The following is a 19,301-nucleotide window of genomic DNA, read 5'->3' as shown; positions in this document are numbered from 1 at the left end:
GCCCGTCGCTCAGTGGCGCGGGCGGGCGTCGGCCTTCACCGCCCCGAGGAACGCCGTCCACGCTCCGCTCGTGAACACGACTGCAGGGCCGTGAGGGTTCTTGCTGTCACGTACGGGGATGTGGGCGGCGCAGGGGGTGTCGTTGACTTCGAGGCAGTCGCCGCTGCTGCCTCCGCTGTAGCTGGACTTGCGCCAGGCGTCGCTGACTTCGAGGCACTGGCCACTGTCGCCGCCGCTGTATGTGGACTTGCGCCACATCGTCAGTACTGAAGCGTCGGGGATTCGGGGGAGGGGCTCATTGCTGTGCATCATGCTCGTAATCCTCTGCGATGGACCTGATCAACGCCAGAGATTTGCGGTGTGACAGGGCATCGCCCATGGCGTGATCGTAGGCCACCTGGCAGGCCCGTACGGTGGACGGGAATTCGAGTACCCGACCGGTCGACAGACCTTCCACATAGGCAACGGGCGGCTGGTCCTCGAACCACATCAACGAGACGAAGCCCTCAAGAAGCGCGTGCAGGCCTACCGAGAACGGCAACACGTGCAGCCTGATCCGGTGACTGTCGCTCAAGTCGGCAATGTGACGGAGCTGTTGACACATCGTGCTCGGGCCACCTACCGGACGACGTAACACGGCCTCGTCGAGCAGTGTCCAGACCACTGGCGACTTGAACTGGTCTAAAAGTTGAGCGCGTTGGAGACGTGTGACGAGGAGCTTGTCACGTTCCTCGACCGTCTTCGGCGGATACCCGGAGTCGAGGACAGTACGTGCGTAATCCCTGGTCTGAAGGATTCCGGGGACCAGCTTGGGGCCGTACACCCGAATCGTCGTCGCCTGCCACTCCAACTCCAGTGCCTCAGCGAAGTGTTCAGCGACGCTTCCCTCGCCCTGGCTGGGCAGAAACTTCTCGAAGATGCCGCCCGTCTTCAGAACCTTGTCCAGGCGTCGTGCGTCATCGAGGGAGGGTTTGCGACGCCCCGCCTCAATGTGGGCGATGTGGGAGCGAGACATGATCGCCTGCTCGCTCAGCTGCTCCTGGGTGAGGCCTGCGGCATCACGGAGCGCCTTTAGGTACTCCCCGTAACTCGTCCGGGAACCGGGATTGTCCTCGATCGCCATCCGCAACTCCCGTATGTGCGACTTGCGTTGTCACGCTCGGCCCACTGGCGAGCCTAGCTGCGACGACCTCACTCTGTGATCGGTTTCATACACAGAGCGATATCGAGAGGCGGTGCAGATGCAGCACGGGAAAGGCGCGTTCGTCGCCCACACCGGTACGGACGTCTACGGGCCCGGCAAAGTGCTCGGCGTCGACGGGGAGTCGCGGCGCGTGCGCTTCGTGTACTTCGTGGCGACGATCGCGGCGCGAGACCTGCGGCCGGCCTCGGAAAGTGAAGAGGTCTGGGTGCGGGCGTGGCTGCGGGAGCGTGCGCAGAGATACGGCGGGCAGTGGTGATGACGTCAAGTGATGGTTCGCATGCGCAAGTTGCGGTGCCGTAGGCGCGACAACACGCCTCCGGAGCTGGCGACACCGGCGAGTGCCTGCGGGGGCGAGTGGCTGACGGCGCGGCCCGGCCGTAGAGCCGCTCCGGGTGGGCGGTTTGCCGGGATGCGGAAACCGGTACCTGCTGTGGACTGCCGTCCGACCTCGTTGTGTCCCCGTTTCCGGCTCACGGAGGATAGGGCGGAGGGGGTGGGCCATGACGGTACGGGCGAGGGCTACGGCTCAGGGCACGGGCGGGCGGCTGGACAAGGGCGGTGCCCGTCGGCGGTCGGCGGGCTGGACCCGGTTCGTGGGCGGGCTGCTGATCCTGCCGGCTCTGGTGTCGGCGGTGCTCTGCTACATCGCGTTCGCTTGGTGGCTGCCCTCCGACAGGGACCGCTACCGGGACTACGCGGCAGCCGAGCCGTGCCCCGCCCGTGCGACGGCGCAGGTGCGGAAGGACTGCCTGAGCACCTGGCACTTCACCGTCGTGAAGACGGTGATCAAGAACGGCGGGAAGAGTTCCACCTATACGGCGACGCTGAAGGACGGGCACTCCTGGCAGGGAGTCGTGGACTTCGGTGACCCGGGGCCGCTCCTGGAGCGGCTGGAGACCGGCGACCGGGTCACGGCCACCGTCTGGCGCCGCGACATCGTCGTACTCAGCAAGGACGGCGTCCGGCAGAACAGCTCCCAGGCACCCCGCGACGAGCTCCAGATGAACGCCGCCATGGGCATGCTCGCCGCGTTCTTCGCGGCTCAGGCGTTCTCGTTCGGTGCGGTGCGCCTTGTCATGCCTCGCGCCCACGCGCCCTTCACCTGGGACCCTTACGGCAGGCGGCTGCTCTTCACCGGCATCGCTGTCTGCTTCGGGGTGGGGCTCCCGGCGGTGTGGACCGGCATCCCGTGGTGGACGGTGCCTGCCGTCGGACTCCCGGCCATGGCGTGCGCGGCGGTGCTGATGTACCCGCGCCCGCACCGCGGGACGGCCATCGGGGGCAGGTGACCAGGTCGGGTCCAGGACAGGGGAGCGCGTAAGGTCCGAGAAATGACTTCGACAGGGACCGGGCCACGCATCGGCAGACACCAGATCCCCGGCCTCCTCCTGATCATGGTCCCGGAGTCCCGGGACGGGATCGAGGCCGTGGCGGGGATGTCCGCGGAACAGGCCGTCTCCGGGGATCTCGGCTGGTTCGATCTCTACGACTTCCTGCGCGACGTGGTCTTCCGCGACCTGGTCCGGCCCGAGCTGCTCACGCCCGAGGCGGAGCGTGACACCGAACTGCTCGGCCGGTGCGCCGAGTTCACCGAGAACCTGCTCATGAACTCGACCCAGTCCGTGGCGTCCGCCGCGTTCTACCAGCTGGTGGAGCCGCTGTACGCGAGTGAGGAACTCCTCGTCGCGGCCATCCCCCTCATGCAGCCGGAGACGCTGCGCGTCACGCTCGAGGACATGGCGGTGGACCGGCTTTCGGCGCCGGCGCGCGCCGCGCTGGCGGATTACCTCCACTGATCGCCGGCTGGAGGAGTCGGGCGGATTCTGAAGGGTGCGCCCGGAATGTCTTCCGGGTCGCGGGCGGGTGAGGGGCTCCTATATAAACGGGCCGCCTCCCCACACCAGCCCACTCGAAGGGTCTCTTCGTGCTGCCCGTTTCCCGCTTTCGTACCGGACTCACCGCCGCAGGGACCGTGGTTCTGCTGGCCGCCACCGCCGCGTGCGGGCACCAGGACAAGCCGGGGCCGTCCGGCGCACACCAGGTGCGGGCCGAGGACGCCGGCGCCGCGTCCGCCCCGGCATCCACGTCCGCCTCGCCTTCCGCATCGAAGAAGTCGAAGAAGTCGAAGAAGCCGGAGAAGTCGGAGAAGGCGAGCCCGAGCGGCTCCCCCTCCGCGTCCGCCTCAGCCACGTCCTCCGCCGGTTCCCCGGCCAAGTCCGCCGCCACCCAGTCCAAGGCCCCCGCCCCGGGCTCCGCGCCCGACTTCCCCGTCCCTGTCGAGGTGGGCAATGCCACCCAGGTCATCACCGTGAAGTCCAGCGGCTCGTACGCGACCGTCACCGCCTGGGCCAAGGGATCCGCCGGCTGGAAGTCGGTCGTCTCCACCAGTGCGGGACGCGTCGGATCCAACGGTGTGGTCCCTGGTGCCACGCGGCGCCAGAGCACGTACACGACGCCCTCGGGCACGTACACCCTCACCGAGGGGTTCGGCGTCGAGGCGGGCGGTACGAACATGCCTTACACGCGCGTCGACTCCACGCAATGGTGGGTCGAGGACCCGGAGTCGAAGTTCTACAACTCGATGCACACCGCGGCCGGCGCGGACTTCCCGCTCGCCGAGAGCGGTGACCGAGGCAGCGAGCACCTGATCAACTACCCGACGCAGTACGCCAAGGCGCTCGTCATCAACTTCAACCGCTGGCCCGCCGTGCCGGGGCGCGGCGCGGGCATCTTCCTCCACGTCAACGGCTCGGGCGCGACCGCCGGCTGCGTCTCCGTCCCGCGCGCCACGATGGACCGCATCATGAGCTGGGTCCAGCCGGGCGCGCATCCGCGCATCGCGATCGGCTGACACCCAGGGCCCCGAAGCCCCCGCTCATGGCCCAGCCCCCGGGTCCCTCCGCATTCTGGTCACACGCATGACGCACAGCCGCCTCAAAGGTTGTACTGCCTTTGCGAATTGGTCATGTGAGAAGCGACATGTGTGTGACGCGTGATGCTTCGGTGACGTCATCCGCTGGGCCATGCGGGGAGTCGCGAAGGCGGCTCCCCGGTACCGGAACGAGGGGCGGACATCATGGGAGTGGGCCACAAACCCGAGCCGAGAGCGACGGACATGCGGCGGCACGCCGCGGGATTCGTCGCGCACGCCACCGCGCGCAACCGGCTCCCGCTCGACTACACCGTCGCCAGCCTCCGCGTCGCGGACTTCCTCATCGACGGCCTGCGTAAAGGCACTTCGGACCGGGCGTCCGTTACGGGGGCCCTGTTCGGCATCGGCGCGTACGTGGGGGAGGTGCTCGTGCGGCGGGCCGGCGCCGTCTGGGTCGACTTCGACGCCGCCCAGCGCCTCTACTTCGGCCAGCCCGCCGGCGTCCGCATGCCCGACGGGCGCGTGTGGAACCCTCTGGGCAAAGTCGTCAACCGCTTCGAACTCGGCCGCGAGGAATCCCTCCTGACCTTCTATCTGACGCTCCACGGGCGCGGCGGCGACCGCGGCAAGGGAAGGACTTGCGCCGCCCTGTGACATTTCTGTGGGCCGGGACGCTGATGACCATGGGGGCATGGACACGATGACCTGTGTCGCGTCGGGCCGGTACGCGGACGTACGAAGAGGACAACGGTTGGGCCAGGTGGGGGAGCCCCGTCGCGCGCACGCGCGTGACGAGGAGCTGGGCACGGCCGTGGCGCGGGCACAGGACGGGGACGAGGCCGCGTTCGCGGTCGCGTACCGGCTCGTGCAGCCGGGGCTGGTCGGCTATCTGCGCGGCCTCGTCGGCGACGAGGCCGAGGACGTGGCCTCCGACGCCTGGCTGGAGATAGCCCGCGACCTCGGGCGCTTTCGCGGGGACGGTGCCGGGTTCCGCGGCTGGACCGCCACCATCGCCCGCCACCGCGCCCTCGACCTGCTGCGCCGCCAGAAGGTGCGCCCGCGCCCCTCCGGCCTCGAACAGGACATGCTCGAACTCCCCGGCACCCACAGCACGTCCGACCAGGCCCTCGAGACGATCTCCACCGCAGAGGCGCTCACGCTGATCAACGACCTCCCGCGCGACCAGGCCGAGGCGGTGCTGCTGCGCGTCGTCGTCGGGCTCGACGGGCCGTCCGCCGCGCGCGTCCTCGGCAAGCGCCCGGGCGCCGTGCGGACCGCCGCGTACCGGGGCCTCAAGAAGCTCGCGGACCGGCTCGGCGCGCGAGGTGTGACGGATGACGGCCCCACAACGCTGGGGGAGTCGAGATGACTGAAAACCCACTTGTGCCCGAGAGCGAGCCGGCCGGCCCGGCCACTGCCGAGGGCTTCGAAGCCCTGCTCGGGGCCGCGGTGCGTTCCGCGAGGCCTCGGGACGGCGCCGAGGAGCAGGCCGTCGCCGCATTCCGCGAGGCCCGCGACCGGGGAGCCCATTCGGCCAGGCCGCGGCGCCGCGACGACTGGCGTCCGCGCCGGCGCGGTCTCGCTCGCTGGTCACTGCGCACCACCGTGGGCACACTGGTCGCGGGTGTCACGCTGGGCGGCGTCGCGATGGCCGGGATCGGCGCGGGCGGGGACGCCCCGGGTGATGACGCCGAACAGCGGCCGACGCCCGGGCGGAGCGCCTCCGGCACCCCCGGGCGGTCCACGCCCGACCAGGTCCGGCCATCCGCCACGGCGCCCGCCGGGTCAGGGCGTCACGCGCCAGGCCGGTCCGACGGCCACCCGGACCAGGCCGGGGACACCCTCGCCAAGTGCCATGCCTACGCATCCGTACGGAACCGGGGCGGTGCGCTCGACTCGCCTGCCTGGCAGCGTTTCCTCGCGGACGCGGGCGGTGAGGCCTCTGTGGACGCGTACTGCGAGGCGGAGCGGGCCCGTCAGGAGACCGGCAGCGGCATCAAGGGCAGCGACAATGCGGCCGACGGGAAAGCCGACGGTCAGCAAAACGGGCGCCCGAGCCCGAAGCCGAGCCGGTCGAAGCATTCCAGGAACTAGCCGAATCCCGGCAAGCAAGGGTGCGCGGGCGAGCGACGGCGCGCCCGCCCCGAAGAGCACCGCCGGGACGGCCGAGGCCGCCACCCCCCACAGGAGAGGCCCCGGCCGTCGCGCGGTACGGGCCGCGCGGCGGCCCGTACTACCTTCAGCGCCGCGCGTGCGCTTTGTGTCACACCGCGTTGTGTCACGTGCTAGTTGCGGGTTGTACCAAACATGGACGGGAGCCGTATCAGCCCGTAGCGTGCTGGTTCGCGTCGGTGAGCGGCGCAGGGTTTACGTAAGCGCAAGGGTGGCGCAGTGCTGGGGGACGACGCGGAGCTGACGGCCGCGGTGCATGCGGCGCAGGACGGGGACGAGACCGCGTTCCGGACTGTGTACCGCGCGGTGCATCCACGGCTGCTCGGGTACGTACGGACACTCGTCGGTGAACCGGACGCGGAGGACGTCGCGTCCGAGGCCTGGCTGCAGATCGCCCGGGACCTCGACCGGTTCAGCGGGGACGCCGACCGCTTCCGCGGCTGGGCCGCACGCATAGCCCGTAACCGCGCCCTCGACCACATACGCATGCGGGGACGCCGGCCCGCAATCGGCGGGGACGAGACCGAGCTCACCGGCCGGCCCGCGGTATCCGACACCGCCGACGAGGCGATGGAACTCCTCGCCACCGGTGACACGCTCGCGCTCATCGCCCAGCTCCCGCAGGACCAGGCCGAGGCCGTCGTCCTGCGCGTCGTCGTCGGGCTCGACGCGAAGAGCGCCGCCCAGACGCTCGGCAAGCGTCCGGGCGCCGTCAGGACAGCCGCGCACCGCGGCCTCAAGCGCCTTGCCGAGCTGCTCGGCGCGGAGGGTTCGCATGCGCAGACGGCGCACGCGGGTCTCGACGCCGTACCGCCCCCGAGAGAACCGCGCGGGCACGCGGTGACGTCCGCCGGTGTGACGCATTCGCGGACGCGGACGCAGAAGGACATGTGATGGCCGACGAGCACAACAAGTGGCTGGACCGGGACGCGGCCGAGCGTCTGCTGCGCGGTGAGCCCCTGGAAGCCGTCGACGCAGTCACGCGCGCCCGGGCCGCCCGTCTGGCCGGGACACTCGACGCACTTGCCGTGACACGCGTAGACGGAGGCGAACTGCCGGGCGAGGCGGCCGCGTTGGCCGCGTTCCGCAAGGCGCGCGAATCCGGCGCGCAGGAGCCGGGCGCCGTGCCCCTGAAGGCACGCCATGCCCGGCCCCGGGGGGCTCTCGCCCCAGTCTCCTCGCTCCGCGTACCCGTGGGCCGGGAGAACGATGCGAACGCGAACACGAACGACGCGAACGCGAACGCCGGGACCGGCGGGCCCGCCGGTCCCGACGTCGGCAGTGTCCGCCTCGCAAGACCCGGCGCGCGGCCTGTCCGCTGGGGCCGCCCGGTGCGGTTCGGGATGGCCGCCGCGCTCGCCGGATGCATGATCGGCGGCGTCGCCGTCGCGGCCGGAACCGGAGTGATCCCGTCGCCGTTCGGCGGCGTTGAACCGGGCCCCGCCGCCAGCGTCTCCGCCGCCGCGTCTCCCGAACAGCCCCTCGCCTCCCCGTCGCCCGACATCTCGGACACCGACGGCGGACGCTCGGGCAGCGCCGTGCCCGACGGCTCGCCCGGGCCCGGCTCGGACGCCCCGTCCCAGGACGGCACGGCGGACCGGCCCGGCCCGACGACGACGCGGCCCGGCACCGGCCCGCGCGCATCGGACGCCGCGGACCAGGAGGCCTGGCGGCAGCGCCTGGTCGACACCTGCCGCAAGTACCGCGACGGCGGCCTGAACGACTCTCAGACGGAGCGCCTCAAGGACGCCGCGAAGCGCAGTGCCACGAACAGGCGGGACCGTGACCCCGACCGGTTCTGTGCCCGTGTCCTCGGCGAGGCCGACGACACCCTCAGCGGCGACGACGGCAACGGCACCAAGGGCGACGACAAGAACAGCGGCAAGGACGGCGACGAGGACAGCCAGAACGGCGAGGACTCCGGCGGCGTCAACGGCGCCGTGCCGACCTCCTCGTGGGTCCCGTCCGAGCCCGGCGGCGACGCCTCGGACAACGCGCCGACGACGCCGTCCACGACGGCCTCGGCCTCGGCCTCGTACAGCGCCGAGCCCGCACAGCCCTGAGTCGGTTCTCAGCCGTTCCTGAGCTCGCTCAGATCTGATCAGACCTGCTCTGAACCGCCCCTGACCTGCGGAGACAAAGAAATTCCGAGGCGGGTGTGACGTTTTTGGACGGCGGGGCGCAGTAACAAGTGAGCCGACTGGTCATCGGCCGTGCACGAGCCGCGGGTTCCCCCCGTACCTTCGGCTCTGTGCCACTGGCGCGGGCGGGACACGTTCCCCCGGTCCCGCCCGCGCCCCACTCCACTTCTCGGCAGGTCACCAGTAGACGACGACCTTGTCGCCGGTGCGGACCTGCGCGAACAGAGACGCGATCTTCCCCTCGTCCCGTACGTTCACGCACCCGTGCGACGCCCCGTTGTAGCCGCGGGCCGCGAAGTCCGCGGAGTAGTGCACCGCTTGGCCGCCGCTGAAGAACATCGCGTACGGCATGGGCGTGTGGTAGATCGTCGAGACGTGGTGGCGGGACTTCCAGTACACGCTGAAGACGCCCTCGCGGGTGGGCGTGAACTGCGAGCCGAACCGCACGTCCGTCGTCATCAGGGCCTTGCCGTCGATCATCCACGTCAGCGTGCGGCTGGTCTTGCTGATGCAGACGACGCGGCCGGTCATGCAGCGCAGGTCCGGCTTCGCCGCGGGCTGCCCGCCGGCCGCGTACAGCTCGTCGCGCGTCGGGGTGTGCGTCATCTTCACCAGCCGCGCCCACGTCACCGTGTCCGTGTTCCCCGTGCGCGGCAGGCCCCGCTTGCCCTGGAAACCCTCGACCGCCTTGGTCGTCGCGGGGCCGTACTTTCCGTTCGGACCTTCGAAGAGCCATGCGATCTGCCGCAGCCGGGCCTGGAGTTCGCGCACCTTGCCGCCGCTGGCGCCGCGCGCCATGAGGACCTTCGGCGGCGGCGTCGGTCTCACCGACGGGGTGCGGGAGGGGGCGGCACCCGGCTTGTTCGCGCCCCCGTCCTTCGCGTCGTCGGAGGGGGCCGGCGACGCCGAGCCGTCCGCCCTCGGCGGCTGCTTGCCCCCCGTGTCGACGGCCTGTGTCCTGCAGCCGCCGGCCAGGGCGATGACCCCGGCGACGGCGAGTGATCCACGCATGAAGGTCGCACGCATCCGGGCCCCCGCAGTCTCGTCACTCGTCCGATGTGCCAACAGAGATGTTTCCCGCGCGCGTCCGGTTGCGAACTCGGCGTAAATGCCGCGCATTGTGGGAGGGAGTAAAGGTGAAGGACGGGCTGTGAGCAAGGTCCCAGCCTGCGGCTCTCCATCGCGAGCAGGCGCGCCGCTACAGTCCGTCGCGAGGGTCGACCCAACTGGCAAGTAACACCCGAGCTGGAGGCACAATCATGGCGCGCGAGTCTGAGTCAGGACTGCCCATCGAGCCGGTCTACGGCCCTGATTCGCTGGCCGACTGGAACGCGGCCGAGAAGCTCGGCGAGCCCGGCAAGTACCCCTTCACCCGGGGCGTCTACCCGTCGATGTACACCGGCCGGCCCTGGACGATGCGCCAGTACGCCGGCTTCGGCACCGCCGTCGAGTCCAACGCCCGCTACAAGCAGCTCATCGCCAACGGCACGATGGGCCTGTCCGTCGCCTTCGACCTGCCCACCCAGATGGGCCACGACTCGGACGCCCCGATCGCGTCCGGCGAGGTCGGCAAGGTCGGCGTGGCCATCGACTCGATCGACGACATGCGGGTCCTGTTCGGCGGCATCCCGCTGGACAAGGTGTCCACGTCGATGACGATCAACGCCCCGGCGGCGCTGCTCCTGCTCATGTACCAGCTCGTCGGCGAGGAGCAGGGCGTCCCCGCGGACCAGCTGACCGGCACGATCCAGAACGACGTGCTGAAGGAGTACATCGCGCGGGGCACGTACATCTTCCCGCCGAAGCCCTCCCTGCGGCTGATCGCCGACATCTTCAAATACTGCAGGGCCGAGATCCCGAAGTGGAACACCATCTCGATCTCCGGCTACCACATGGCCGAGGCCGGTGCCTCGCCCGCGCAGGAGATCGCGTTCACGCTCGCGGACGGCATCGAGTACGTGCGCACGGCCGTCGCGGCCGGCATGGACGTCGACGACTTCGCGCCGCGCCTGTCCTTCTTCTTCGTGGCGCGTACGACGATCCTGGAGGAGGTCGCCAAGTTCCGCGCGGCCCGCCGGATCTGGGCCAAGGTCATGAAGGAGGAGTTCGGCGCGAAGAACCCCAAGTCGCTGATGCTCCGCTTCCACACGCAGACCGCGGGCGTGCAGCTCACCGCCCAGCAGCCGGAGGTCAACCTCGTCCGCGTCGCCGTCCAGGGCCTCGGCGCCGTGCTCGGCGGCACGCAGTCCCTGCACACGAACTCCTTCGACGAGGCCATCGCGCTGCCGACCGACAAGTCCGCGCGCCTCGCCCTGCGCACCCAGCAGGTCCTCGCCTACGAGACCGACGTGACCGCCACCGTCGACCCGTTCGCCGGCAGTTACGTCGTCGAGAAGATGACGGACGACGTGGAGGCCGCCGCGCTCGAACTCATGACGAAGGTCGAGGACCTCGGCGGCGCGGTCAACGCCATCGAGCACGGCTTCCAGAAGAACGAGATCGAGCGCTCCGCCTACCGCATCGCGCAGGAGACCGACTCCGGCGAGCGCGTCGTGGTCGGCGTCAACCGCTACCAGCTCGACGCCGAGGAGCCCTACGAGCCGCTGCGCGTCGACCCGGCGATCGAGGCCCAGCAGGCCGAGCGCCTCACGAAGCTGCGCGCCGAGCGCGACCAGGCGGCCGTGGACGCGGCGCTCGCGGCGCTCAGGAAGGCGGCAGAGAGCGACGCGGACTCAGCCAACGTCCTGTACCCGATGAAGGACGCCCTGCGCGCCCGCGCCACCGTCGGCGAGGTCTGCAACGCGCTGCGCGACGTGTGGGGCACGTACATCCCGACCGACGCGTTCTGAGGCCGCGTTTCACCCTCTGAGCAGGGAGTGTCGTATGGCCATATAGGCGTGCGACACTCCCTTTCATGCTCGGTGTCATCAATCTCCCGACCTATCTGGCCGGTCTCGTCCTCATCGTCCTGCTGCCAGGACCGAACTCCCTCTACGTGCTCTCCGTGGCCGCCCGCAAGGGCATACGCACCGGATACGCGGCCGCCGCAGGTGTCTTCACCGGGGACACGGTCCTGATGACCCTGGCCGCGCTCGGCGCGGCCTCCGTGCTGCAGACGACGCCCCTGCTCTTCCTCGTCGTGAAGTACGCGGGAGCGGGCTACCTGACATGGATGGCGATCGGCATGATCCGGTCGGCGCGGGCGCTGTGGAAGCAGCGCGGTGAGCCCGCCGTGGAGACCGGAACCGAGCCGGTGACCGGGAGCGGTGACGAGCACCCGTACCGCCGCGCCCTGATCGTCAGCCTCTTCAACCCGAAGGCGATCCTGTTCCTGATCTCCTTCTTCGTCCAGTTCGTGGATCCCGGCTACGCCTACCCGGCGCTGTCCTTCGTGGTCCTCGGCGGGCTGCTCCAGATCCTGAGCTTCCTCTACCTCTCCACCCTGATCTTCGGCGGTACCCGCCTGGCCGGCGCCTTCCGGCGCCGCAAGCGGCTCTCGGCGGGCGCGACCACGGCGGCGGGCATGCTGTTCCTGGGCTTCGCGGTCAAGCTGTCCCTCGCGGGAGCCTGAGGCCCCCGGCCCTGCCCGGACGAGAGGCGCTAGCCCCTGCGGGCGCGGCGCACGGCCCGGGTGATGACCGGCGGCGTCAGATCCACGGCGATCCGGCGTGCGCGGCTGCGCTTGCGTACGGGAGCCGGGACCGGGGCGGCGGCCGCCTTCGGTTCCTCCCGGTGCTCCACATGGTGGCGGGAGCGCGGGAACGCGGGCGCCTTGACCGCCTTCGACTTCGTGCGGACCAGGCGGTGACCGGCCGCCTGCTGCACGCTGAGGGCGATGTCGTCGCGCTCCCTGAGCATGCCGAGGAGCTCCTCCTGGAGGGGCTCGGGGTCCTCCCATGTGGCGTACATCTTCTGGGTGCTCAGGCAGATCGGGCGCAGGCCGCGGTTGAGCACGGCCTCCCACGCGGCGACGGAGACGCCCGGCGTGTGCTCGGAGCGGAAGTCGTCCAGGACGACGATGCCGTCGGCGCCGAGCAGTTCGCGGGCGGCGCCGATGTCGCCGTACACATGCTCGTAGAGGTGTGAGGCGTCGATGTGGACAAAGCGGCAGGTGCCCGGGGCGACCTCGGTGGAGATCACGGAGCTGGGCCCCTGGACGACCTTCGGCAGTTCGTCGTGGAACGAGAGGTAGTTCTCCTCGAAGGCCTGCCGGGTCAGTGAGGCGTACGACTTGGTGGATTCGGCCTGGTTCGCCTCGTCGGGGGCGTCGCCCTCGAACAGGTCGCACACGGTGAACTTCTCGGTGCCGTGCAGATGCTGTCCGAGGAGGACCGCGCTCTTGCCCATGTAGACGCCGAGTTCCAGCAGATCCCCGTGGACCTCCCGCCGCGCCTGCCGTTCGAGGAGCCAGGTGAACAGGAGTTGGTCGAGCGGGGGGAACCAGCCGGGGACGTCGTCGAGGTCGATCGGGCGCCGGGCGGTGGTGTGCACAGCAGTCATGGGACGCGAACCTATGAGCTTCTGATCGACAGGGTCAAGGCGCCCGGAGATCGCATAAGCCAATCGGCAAGCAAACTCCGCCGGGCATGAACCCTCAGTGAATCCTGGCGGGCGTGGGGTTCAGCTGTTTGCGCAGGAAAGGTGCAAGCGGCTTCTCCACGAAGCGGTTCAGGAGCCAGGCGAGGATGAGCATCGCGGCCACCGTGAGGGTGAACGTCACGGCGGACGGCAGCCCGATACGCCGGTGCAGCACCTCTATCACCACCCAGCCCAGATGCTCGTGGACCAGGTAGAACGGGTACGTCAGCGCACCGGCGACCGTCAGCCATCCCCAGTTGATCCGGTTCAGCAGCCCGAGCGCGATCGCGCCCACCGCCACGAAGCCGAGGGTCACTATCAGGATGATCGAGCCCGACCCCCGGTACGAGAAGAAGTGAGGGTTCGGTGCATGCCACAGTGCGGCCACCGCGTAGTGCTGACCGATCAGCCAGCTCACGAGGACGATGCCCCACGCGGTCATGTCGCGGCGGTTGAGGTGGAGCAGGTACAGGCCGACGCCGCCGATGAAGTACGGCGCGTACTCCGGCATGAGGATGACCTTGAGGGCCGGTTCGCCGGACGCCTGGGTGATCGCGGCGGCGAGCGTCCACACGGCGCAGAACAGCACGACGCGGCGCCGGTTCGCGCCCGGCAGGACGATGAACAGGGCGAACAGCGCGTAGAAGCGGACCTCGGCCCACAGGGTCCAGCAGACGCCGAGGACCCGGTCCACGCCGAGCGGCTGCTGGAGCATCGTCAGATTGAGGAGCGCGTCACTGGGCGAGACCGCCTTGTACGCGACCACGGGCAGCGCGAAGACCGCCGTCACCAGGATCACGGCCGCCCAGTAGGAGGGCAGCAGCCGGGACGCGCGGGAGGCGAAGAACGAGCGCAGGGGCTTGCCCCAGCCGCTCATGCAGATCACGAAGCCGCTGATGACGAAGAAGATCTGCACCCCGAGGCAGCCGTAGGCGAACCACTGGTGCAGTGACGGGAACTGGACCTTCGGAGAGGTGCCCCAGGCCTGGGACACCTCACCGTCACGGCCGCCGTAGTGGTACGCGGCGACCATCAGGGCGGCTATGAGCCGCAGGCCGTCCAGGGCTCTCAGCCGCGGTGCGTGCGCGCGGGGGCGCGCGGTCCGCACCGTGGCGTCCGCTCCCGGGGAAAGCCTCGGGAGCGTCGTCTCTGAAGTACTCATCCGAGGGCAGCCCGCTTGAACGAGCGCGCGCGGCGGGCGACCCGGCGCACCGTCGCGTTGCGCGGAATGAACGCGAGCTGGGCCGGGACGGCGCCAGGCAGCGCGAGGGACGTGAGCCGGCGGCGCTTGAAATAACGCCACGTGCGGTCGTTCAAGTGCGTCGAGAGATAGCGCTCGGCCGCCGCCCGCAGGTCCGGGTAGATCTTCGGCTGCATCGCGAAGCCGACCGCGCGCACCAGCTGGTTCAGCTCGGCGTTCGCCGTGCCGGACTCCTGCGCGGTCACGGCCGCCTGCTCCGACAGCTCCGGCAGCAGCGCGTCCACGATCGTGACCGGGACGCGGTTGCTGTTCTGGTAGGGCGCGAGCCGGTCGAGGAGGGTGCCGGTGCCGATGCGGGCGACCGGGATGCCGTAGAGCGCGGACGCGGTGAAGAGTGCCGTCGAGAAGCAGCCGACCACCAGGGCCGGGCGCATCCGCTGGTACAGGACCTCGGCGAGCACGGGCGTGTCGAGGACGGTGAGCTCGGCGCCGAGCTTCTCCGCCTCCGCCTCCAGCGTGCGCGACCAGGTGGCCGGCGCCGTCGGGTGGGGCTTGAAGACGATCCGCGTGTGGCCGAGGGCGACCGCGCCGCGCATCATCCGCACATGCAGGTCCTCCTCCTCCTGCGCGGTGAGGATGTCGAGCGCGGACAGGTACTGCCCGAGCAGCACGGCCGGTTCGGGCCCGACGGGCGGCAACTCACCGCTCACATCGCCCAGTTCGGCCAGCACCTTCACGAAGACGTCCGTCGGCACGACCTCGGGCTCCACGCCGAACTCCGTGAGGAGCAGCGGCTTCAGGCCCGGTACGAGGTCCAGGTGCAGCAGCCGCCGCACGCGGGTGCCGACCAGCGGGTCGATCTTGTTGCGGGTCGGGCCGTAGCTCATCAGGCCGTCCGCGTACACGTCGACGGGGACGCCGGTGAAGATCTGCGCCACGGCCATCGCCGGGTTGACCTGGATCGACTCCACGGCCAGCTCGACGTCGTCGTCGCCCAGGTCCCAGGCGAGACGCAGATGGCGCTCCCACAGCGGTACGTCGTCGGGGCGCGGGGCCCAGCCGCCGGGGTGGAACGGCGCGATGGTCTCGTTCCACGACACGACGTCGTCGAAGCGGCCGCGCAGCCGCTCGAAGCCCGGCATCTCGTCGACGGCGGGCGTCGTCTCCGGGGTCGCCGCATTGTTGGCGACGAGCAGGATGCGCCGGTCCGCGGGCGCGTAACAGTCCGCGTCGAGGGCCGCGGCGAGCGTCGCGGTCCCGTACAGCGTGGAGGCGAGGAAGATCTGCGTGGTCACGCGGCAGCCACCCCCGCCGAGGCGGGGCGGCGCCGCAGCCGGCGCAGGCGCGTCGCCCGCTGCGCGTCCATCGAGTCGAGCGCGTCGTCGAGTACGTCCTGCGGCATGCGCTTCAGCGCCGCGGAACTCAGTGTCTTCAATTTGCGCGCCACTGCCGGTTCGAACCTTTCGATGGATCCCAAGTGGTGGGAAATAATCGCGCAGTACGTACGGACGGCCTTCGGCAGAAGTTTTTCCGCGTCCTGGTCCTGTGCCGTTTCGGCCACCACCTGGTCGAACGCCTTGATGAAATCGAGCTGCCGCACATCGCCGATCTGCGTCAGCGACGAGGCGACACCGCGCCGGTAGAAAACGCCGAGAAGTCCCACCGCGGCAAAGGATTTCGCCTCGCGGTGCAGCCGCCAGATCCACGGCCTGTCCTCGGCCGTGCGCAGGCCGTCGGTGAAGTGGAGGAGGCCGGCGTCGGCGAGCCGCCGGTGGTACATGCCGGCCCACGCGTACGCGTAGTCGACGGACGTCGAACGGTCGGCGGGCAGGATCGCCTCGCGCGGATCCATGACGACACCGCGCCTGCCGGTCGGCACGCGGTGGACGGTGCGGGCCCGCGCGGTGCACTGGACGTGGTCCGTACGGACGAAATCGCAGCCCAGGCCTTCGATGGAGGCGAGCAGCTGCTCGTAGTATCCAGGGGCGAGCCAGTCGTCCCCGTCCAGGAATGTCAGGTACTCACCGCGCGACGCGTCGAGTCCGGTGTTGCGCGCGGTGGCCAGGCCTCCGTTCTTTTCGTGTCGGACGTATCTGACACTGCCGGCGCCGGTCAGTTCGCGCTCGGCGCGCGCGAGGATGTCCGGGGTCTCGTCCTTCGAACAGTCGTCGACGAGAATGAATTCGAAGTCGTCGCGCGCGTTGGCACGAAGACTTCTGAGGGTGTCGGGCGCGTATTGCTGCACGTTGTAGAACGGCACGATGACGGAGAGCTTGACCACGTGAAGGACGCTAGGCGGCGGCCCGGCATTCGTCTTGACCGATGGTGAGATGTCAGGTGAACGACGCGTGGCGGAATAGTGAACCCGCCTGCTTCCCGGGCACTTCCCGGCCGGATTCGCCATTCGTCGGTGCGCTGTTAACCGTTTGTTGCGCTCCGGTTGGGCCGTCGATCGGAATCGCTTCCTAGCTTCTTCGGTGTGCCAGCAAGTACCCCTGAGACCCGACGGGTCGCCGTGCTCGCGGACTCCGACACCCGGTGGAAGTGGGGCGCGCTCACCGCGCGCCGCCTCACCACCGACGAGAGCCCGCTCAACGGATTCCTCCTGCGCGGCCGGGCCACCCCGACACCCCGCCAGCTCGACGAGGTCGGCGTCCGCGCCGACAGCCTCGACGAAGTCACCGCCGTCGAATTCCTGCGCCGCATGGAGCAGGACGCCGACCGCTACGACGTCGTCGTCCTCGCCCTCGTCGGCGGCGCCGTCCAGGCCATGCTCCACGGCCTTGCGCGGGCCTGGCAGGGCAGGGCCGAGCGGCCGGTCGTCGTCACCGGCTACGTGGGAGTCGTCTACGAGAAGCTCGCCGACGGGCTGCTCCTGCGGCACGGCGCCGACCTCGTCCTCGCCAACTCCCGCCACGACGCGGACCGTTTCCGCGCCGTGTACGAGGGTGTGGACGCCGATGCCTCCTCGGTGACCGAGTGCGCGCTGCCGTTCCTCGGCGGCACGCCCTACGAGGAGAAGCACGACCCGTACACGGTCGTCTTCGCGGCGCAGCCCTCCGTACCGGACACCCCCGCCGACCGCGCCTACCTGCTCAAGCGGCTCGTCCAGCACGCCCGGCTGCACCCCGAGCGCGAGGTACTGCTCAAGCTGCGCAGCAAGCCGGGCGAGCACACCACGCACATCGAAGAGGCGCCCTACCAGAAGCTCGCCCAGCGGATCGACGGCGGACTGCCCGCCAACTGCCGCCTCGTCTACGGGCACATGGGCGAGGTGCTCGACCGCACCGACCTCCTGGTCACCGTCAGCTCGACGGCCGCGCTCGAAGCCCTGCACCGGCGCATCCCCACCGCGCTGCTCACGGACCTCGGGGTGCGCGAGGCGCTCGGCAACCACCACTTCACCGGCTCCGGGTGCCTCGCCTCCTGGGACCAGCTCGACGCGGGCCACCTGCCGAAGGCCGACGAGGAGTGGGTGGCACGCCAGGGCGTCGCGGCCGACGGCACGTACGACACCGCCTTCGACACGGCCCGCGCCCGGGTCACCGGCCTGACCGGAGCCGACCGGCTCCCGCCCCTGGCCCCCTACTACAGCCTCACCACCGCCCCCGGCTACCTGCCGCGCATCCTCGCCCGCCACCACCTCGCCCCCGACGGGACGCCGCTGCCCGGCGCACCCGCCGCCGGCAAGGAGCCCGGCCCCGTCCGGCAGATCGTGCGCCGCGCCGCCCGTGGCGCCTACCGGCACGGAGTGCAGCGCGTGGCGCCCGTCATCCGGCGGATGGGCGAGCTGTGAACGCCCGTACCCCTCAAGGAGACCTGATGACCAACCCGGAAGCGGGCACAGCGGCACCGGTCCGCCGCGTCCTCGCCGTGATCCCCGCCCGTGGCGGCTCCAAGGGAGTGCCCGCCAAGAACCTCGCCCCGGTCGGCGGCGTGCCCCTCGTGGCCCGCACCGTCCGCGAGTGCCGCGCCACCCGGCTCGTCACGGACGTCGTGGTCTCCACCGACGACGCCGCGATCGCCGCCGCCGCCCGTGAGGCGGGCGCCGAGGTCGTCCTGCGGCCCGCCGCCATCGCCGGCGACAAGTCGAGCTCCGAGGCGGCCGTGCTGCACGCCCTCGACGCCCACGAGGCCCTCCAGGGCGCAGCGGTCGACGTCGTGCTCCTCGTCCAGTGCACCAGCCCCTTCATCGTCCGAGAGGACATCGACGCCGTCGTCAACGCGATCGTCGCGAAGGGCGCCGACACGGCCCTGACCGTCGCCCCCTTCCACGGGTTCGTGTGGCGCGACGACTCCGATGAACCCGGTGTGCCGGCCGCGCCCGCGGTCGAGCGCGCCGCCGTCGAGGGCGGCACCGACACGCTGGTCGCCCCCGCCGCCACCAGCGGCGGCTACGGCGTCAACCACGACAAGTCCTTCCGCCAGATGCGTCAGGACCGCCCCCAGGACCTCCTGGAGACCGGCGCGGTCTACGCCATGGACGCGAGCGGCTTCCGCGTGGCCAAGCACCGCTTCTTCGGCCGCACGGAACTCGTGCGCACCGACCCCGCGCGGGTCCTGGAGATCGACGACCCGCACGACCTCTCCCGAGCCCGTGCCCTCGCGCCCCTCTTCGACGCGAACAGGCCCGGCTCCCTCCCGACCGCCGAGGACATCGACGCGGTCGTCATCGACTTCGACGGCACCCAGACCGATGACAAGGTGCTGATCGACTCCGACGGACGGGAGTTCGTCACCGTGCACCGCGGTGACGGCCTCGGCATCGCGGCCCTGCGCAAGTCGGGCCTGCCGCTGCTGATCCTGTCCACGGAACAGAACCCGGTCGTCGCCGCCCGGGCCAGGAAGCTCCAGATCCCGGTCCTGCACGGCATCGACCGCAAGGACCTCGCACTGAAGCAGTGGTGCGAGGAACAGGGCATCGCGCCCGAGCGCGTGCTCTACGTCGGCAACGACGTCAACGACCTCCCGTGCTTCGGCCTTGTCGGCTGGCCCGTGGCGGTCGCGAGCGCCCACGACGTCGTACGAGGCGCCGCGCGCGCGGTCACCACTCTCCCCGGTGGTGACGGCGCGATCCGAGAGATCGCCACCTGGATCCTCGGCCCTTCTCTCGACTCCCTCAACAAGTAAGGA

At 70.4% G+C, this 19,301-nt stretch carries 20 protein-coding genes; 13 read left to right on the top strand and 7 right to left on the bottom strand.

Features of this window, described 5'->3' with window-relative positions:
• Positions 1-9: 9 nt before the first annotated feature.
• Positions 10-312, bottom strand: coding sequence for a DUF397 domain-containing protein (locus tag ACWIGU_RS21730; RefSeq protein ID WP_454403190.1), 303 nt, complete (start codon positions 310-312; stop codon positions 10-12).
• A complete protein-coding gene (locus ACWIGU_RS21725) occupies positions 296-1,123 on the bottom strand; it encodes a helix-turn-helix domain-containing protein (protein ID WP_454403188.1) in 828 nt (275 codons plus the stop codon). The genes ACWIGU_RS21730 and ACWIGU_RS21725 overlap by 17 nt, the downstream gene beginning before the upstream one ends.
• Before the next feature lie 118 nt (positions 1,124-1,241).
• Here ACWIGU_RS21725 and ACWIGU_RS21720 point away from each other — a divergent pair, with 118 nt between their 5' ends.
• The 9 genes from ACWIGU_RS21720 (at position 1,242) to ACWIGU_RS21680 (ending at position 8,311) form a co-directional block, all read left to right on the top strand.
• Positions 1,242-1,460, top strand: coding sequence for a hypothetical protein (locus ACWIGU_RS21720; protein ID WP_454403186.1), 219 nt, complete (start codon positions 1,242-1,244; stop codon positions 1,458-1,460).
• A 244-nt stretch (positions 1,461-1,704) separates the two neighbouring features.
• On the top strand, positions 1,705-2,493 hold the full coding sequence (locus tag ACWIGU_RS21715) for a hypothetical protein (RefSeq protein WP_454403185.1): 789 nt from the start codon (positions 1,705-1,707) through the stop codon (positions 2,491-2,493).
• A 42-nt stretch (positions 2,494-2,535) separates the two neighbouring features.
• Entirely contained in the window at positions 2,536-3,000 is a 465-nt protein-coding gene (locus ACWIGU_RS21710) for a hypothetical protein (RefSeq protein WP_454403183.1), read from the top strand.
• A gap of 128 nt (positions 3,001-3,128) precedes the next feature.
• Positions 3,129-4,055: a L,D-transpeptidase family protein gene (locus tag ACWIGU_RS21705; protein WP_454403181.1), complete on the top strand. Its 927-nt coding sequence runs from the start codon at positions 3,129-3,131 to the stop codon at positions 4,053-4,055.
• 225 nt (positions 4,056-4,280) lie between these two features.
• Complete coding sequence (locus ACWIGU_RS21700; RefSeq protein ID WP_454403179.1) at positions 4,281-4,730, top strand: hypothetical protein; 450 nt, start codon at positions 4,281-4,283, stop codon at positions 4,728-4,730.
• 97 nt (positions 4,731-4,827) lie between these two features.
• On the top strand, positions 4,828-5,445 hold the full coding sequence (locus tag ACWIGU_RS21695) for an RNA polymerase sigma factor (protein ID WP_454403648.1): 618 nt from the start codon (positions 4,828-4,830) through the stop codon (positions 5,443-5,445).
• On the top strand, positions 5,442-6,170 hold the full coding sequence (locus ACWIGU_RS21690) for a hypothetical protein (protein ID WP_454403177.1): 729 nt from the start codon (positions 5,442-5,444) through the stop codon (positions 6,168-6,170). The genes ACWIGU_RS21695 and ACWIGU_RS21690 overlap by 4 nt, the downstream gene beginning before the upstream one ends.
• Before the next feature lie 297 nt (positions 6,171-6,467).
• Positions 6,468-7,142: an RNA polymerase sigma factor gene (locus ACWIGU_RS21685; protein ID WP_454403175.1), complete on the top strand. Its 675-nt coding sequence runs from the start codon at positions 6,468-6,470 to the stop codon at positions 7,140-7,142.
• The gene (locus ACWIGU_RS21680) at positions 7,142-8,311 is read left to right on the top strand and encodes a hypothetical protein (RefSeq protein WP_454403174.1); all 1,170 of its coding nucleotides are present in this window, start codon (positions 7,142-7,144) and stop codon (positions 8,309-8,311) included. Before ACWIGU_RS21685 ends, ACWIGU_RS21680 begins: the two co-directional genes overlap by 1 nt.
• A 255-nt stretch (positions 8,312-8,566) precedes the next feature.
• Here ACWIGU_RS21680 and ACWIGU_RS21675 read toward each other — a convergent pair whose 3' ends face one another.
• Positions 8,567-9,415, bottom strand: coding sequence for a L,D-transpeptidase family protein (locus ACWIGU_RS21675; RefSeq protein WP_454403172.1), 849 nt, complete (start codon positions 9,413-9,415; stop codon positions 8,567-8,569).
• Positions 9,416-9,648: 233 nt separating this feature from the next.
• Between ACWIGU_RS21675 and ACWIGU_RS21670 the strand changes: the two genes are divergently transcribed.
• Together ACWIGU_RS21670 and leuE are read left to right on the top strand one after the other, a co-directional pair.
• Positions 9,649-11,238, top strand: a complete 1,590-nt coding sequence (locus tag ACWIGU_RS21670) for an acyl-CoA mutase large subunit family protein (RefSeq protein ID WP_454403170.1) — start codon at positions 9,649-9,651, stop codon at positions 11,236-11,238.
• A 65-nt stretch (positions 11,239-11,303) separates the two neighbouring features.
• Positions 11,304-11,960 carry a leucine efflux protein LeuE gene (leuE, locus tag ACWIGU_RS21665; RefSeq protein ID WP_454403168.1) on the top strand — a complete coding sequence of 219 codons (657 nt, stop codon included), beginning with the start codon at positions 11,304-11,306 and terminating at the stop codon, positions 11,958-11,960.
• Between the two features lie 29 nt (positions 11,961-11,989).
• Here leuE and ACWIGU_RS21660 read toward each other — a convergent pair whose 3' ends face one another.
• From ACWIGU_RS21660 to ACWIGU_RS21645, 4 genes are all read right to left on the bottom strand, one after another.
• A complete protein-coding gene (locus tag ACWIGU_RS21660) occupies positions 11,990-12,889 on the bottom strand; it encodes a class I SAM-dependent methyltransferase (RefSeq protein WP_454403166.1) in 900 nt (299 codons plus the stop codon).
• Between the two features lie 94 nt (positions 12,890-12,983).
• Positions 12,984-14,129: an acyltransferase family protein gene (locus ACWIGU_RS21655; RefSeq protein WP_454403164.1), complete on the bottom strand. Its 1,146-nt coding sequence runs from the start codon at positions 14,127-14,129 to the stop codon at positions 12,984-12,986.
• Positions 14,126-15,463, bottom strand: coding sequence for a polysialyltransferase family glycosyltransferase (locus ACWIGU_RS21650; protein WP_454403162.1), 1,338 nt, complete (start codon positions 15,461-15,463; stop codon positions 14,126-14,128). The genes ACWIGU_RS21655 and ACWIGU_RS21650 overlap by 4 nt, the downstream gene beginning before the upstream one ends.
• Positions 15,460-16,449 carry a glycosyltransferase family 2 protein gene (locus ACWIGU_RS21645; protein ID WP_454403160.1) on the bottom strand — a complete coding sequence of 330 codons (990 nt, stop codon included), beginning with the start codon at positions 16,447-16,449 and terminating at the stop codon, positions 15,460-15,462. The genes ACWIGU_RS21650 and ACWIGU_RS21645 overlap by 4 nt, the downstream gene beginning before the upstream one ends.
• 198 nt (positions 16,450-16,647) lie before the next feature.
• Here ACWIGU_RS21645 and ACWIGU_RS21640 point away from each other — a divergent pair, with 198 nt between their 5' ends.
• Both ACWIGU_RS21640 and ACWIGU_RS21635 read left to right on the top strand, forming a co-directional pair.
• The gene (locus ACWIGU_RS21640) at positions 16,648-17,964 is read left to right on the top strand and encodes a DUF6716 putative glycosyltransferase (RefSeq protein WP_454403158.1); all 1,317 of its coding nucleotides are present in this window, start codon (positions 16,648-16,650) and stop codon (positions 17,962-17,964) included.
• A 26-nt stretch (positions 17,965-17,990) separates the two neighbouring features.
• Complete coding sequence (locus ACWIGU_RS21635; protein WP_454403156.1) at positions 17,991-19,298, top strand: cytidylyltransferase domain-containing protein; 1,308 nt, start codon at positions 17,991-17,993, stop codon at positions 19,296-19,298.
• Positions 19,299-19,301 lie beyond the last annotated feature (3 nt).

The organism is Streptomyces sp. NPDC055400 (assembly GCF_053644375.1).
The sequence above is the reverse complement of the archived record's forward strand: the minus strand, read 5'-3'. Positions and strand labels throughout refer to the sequence as shown.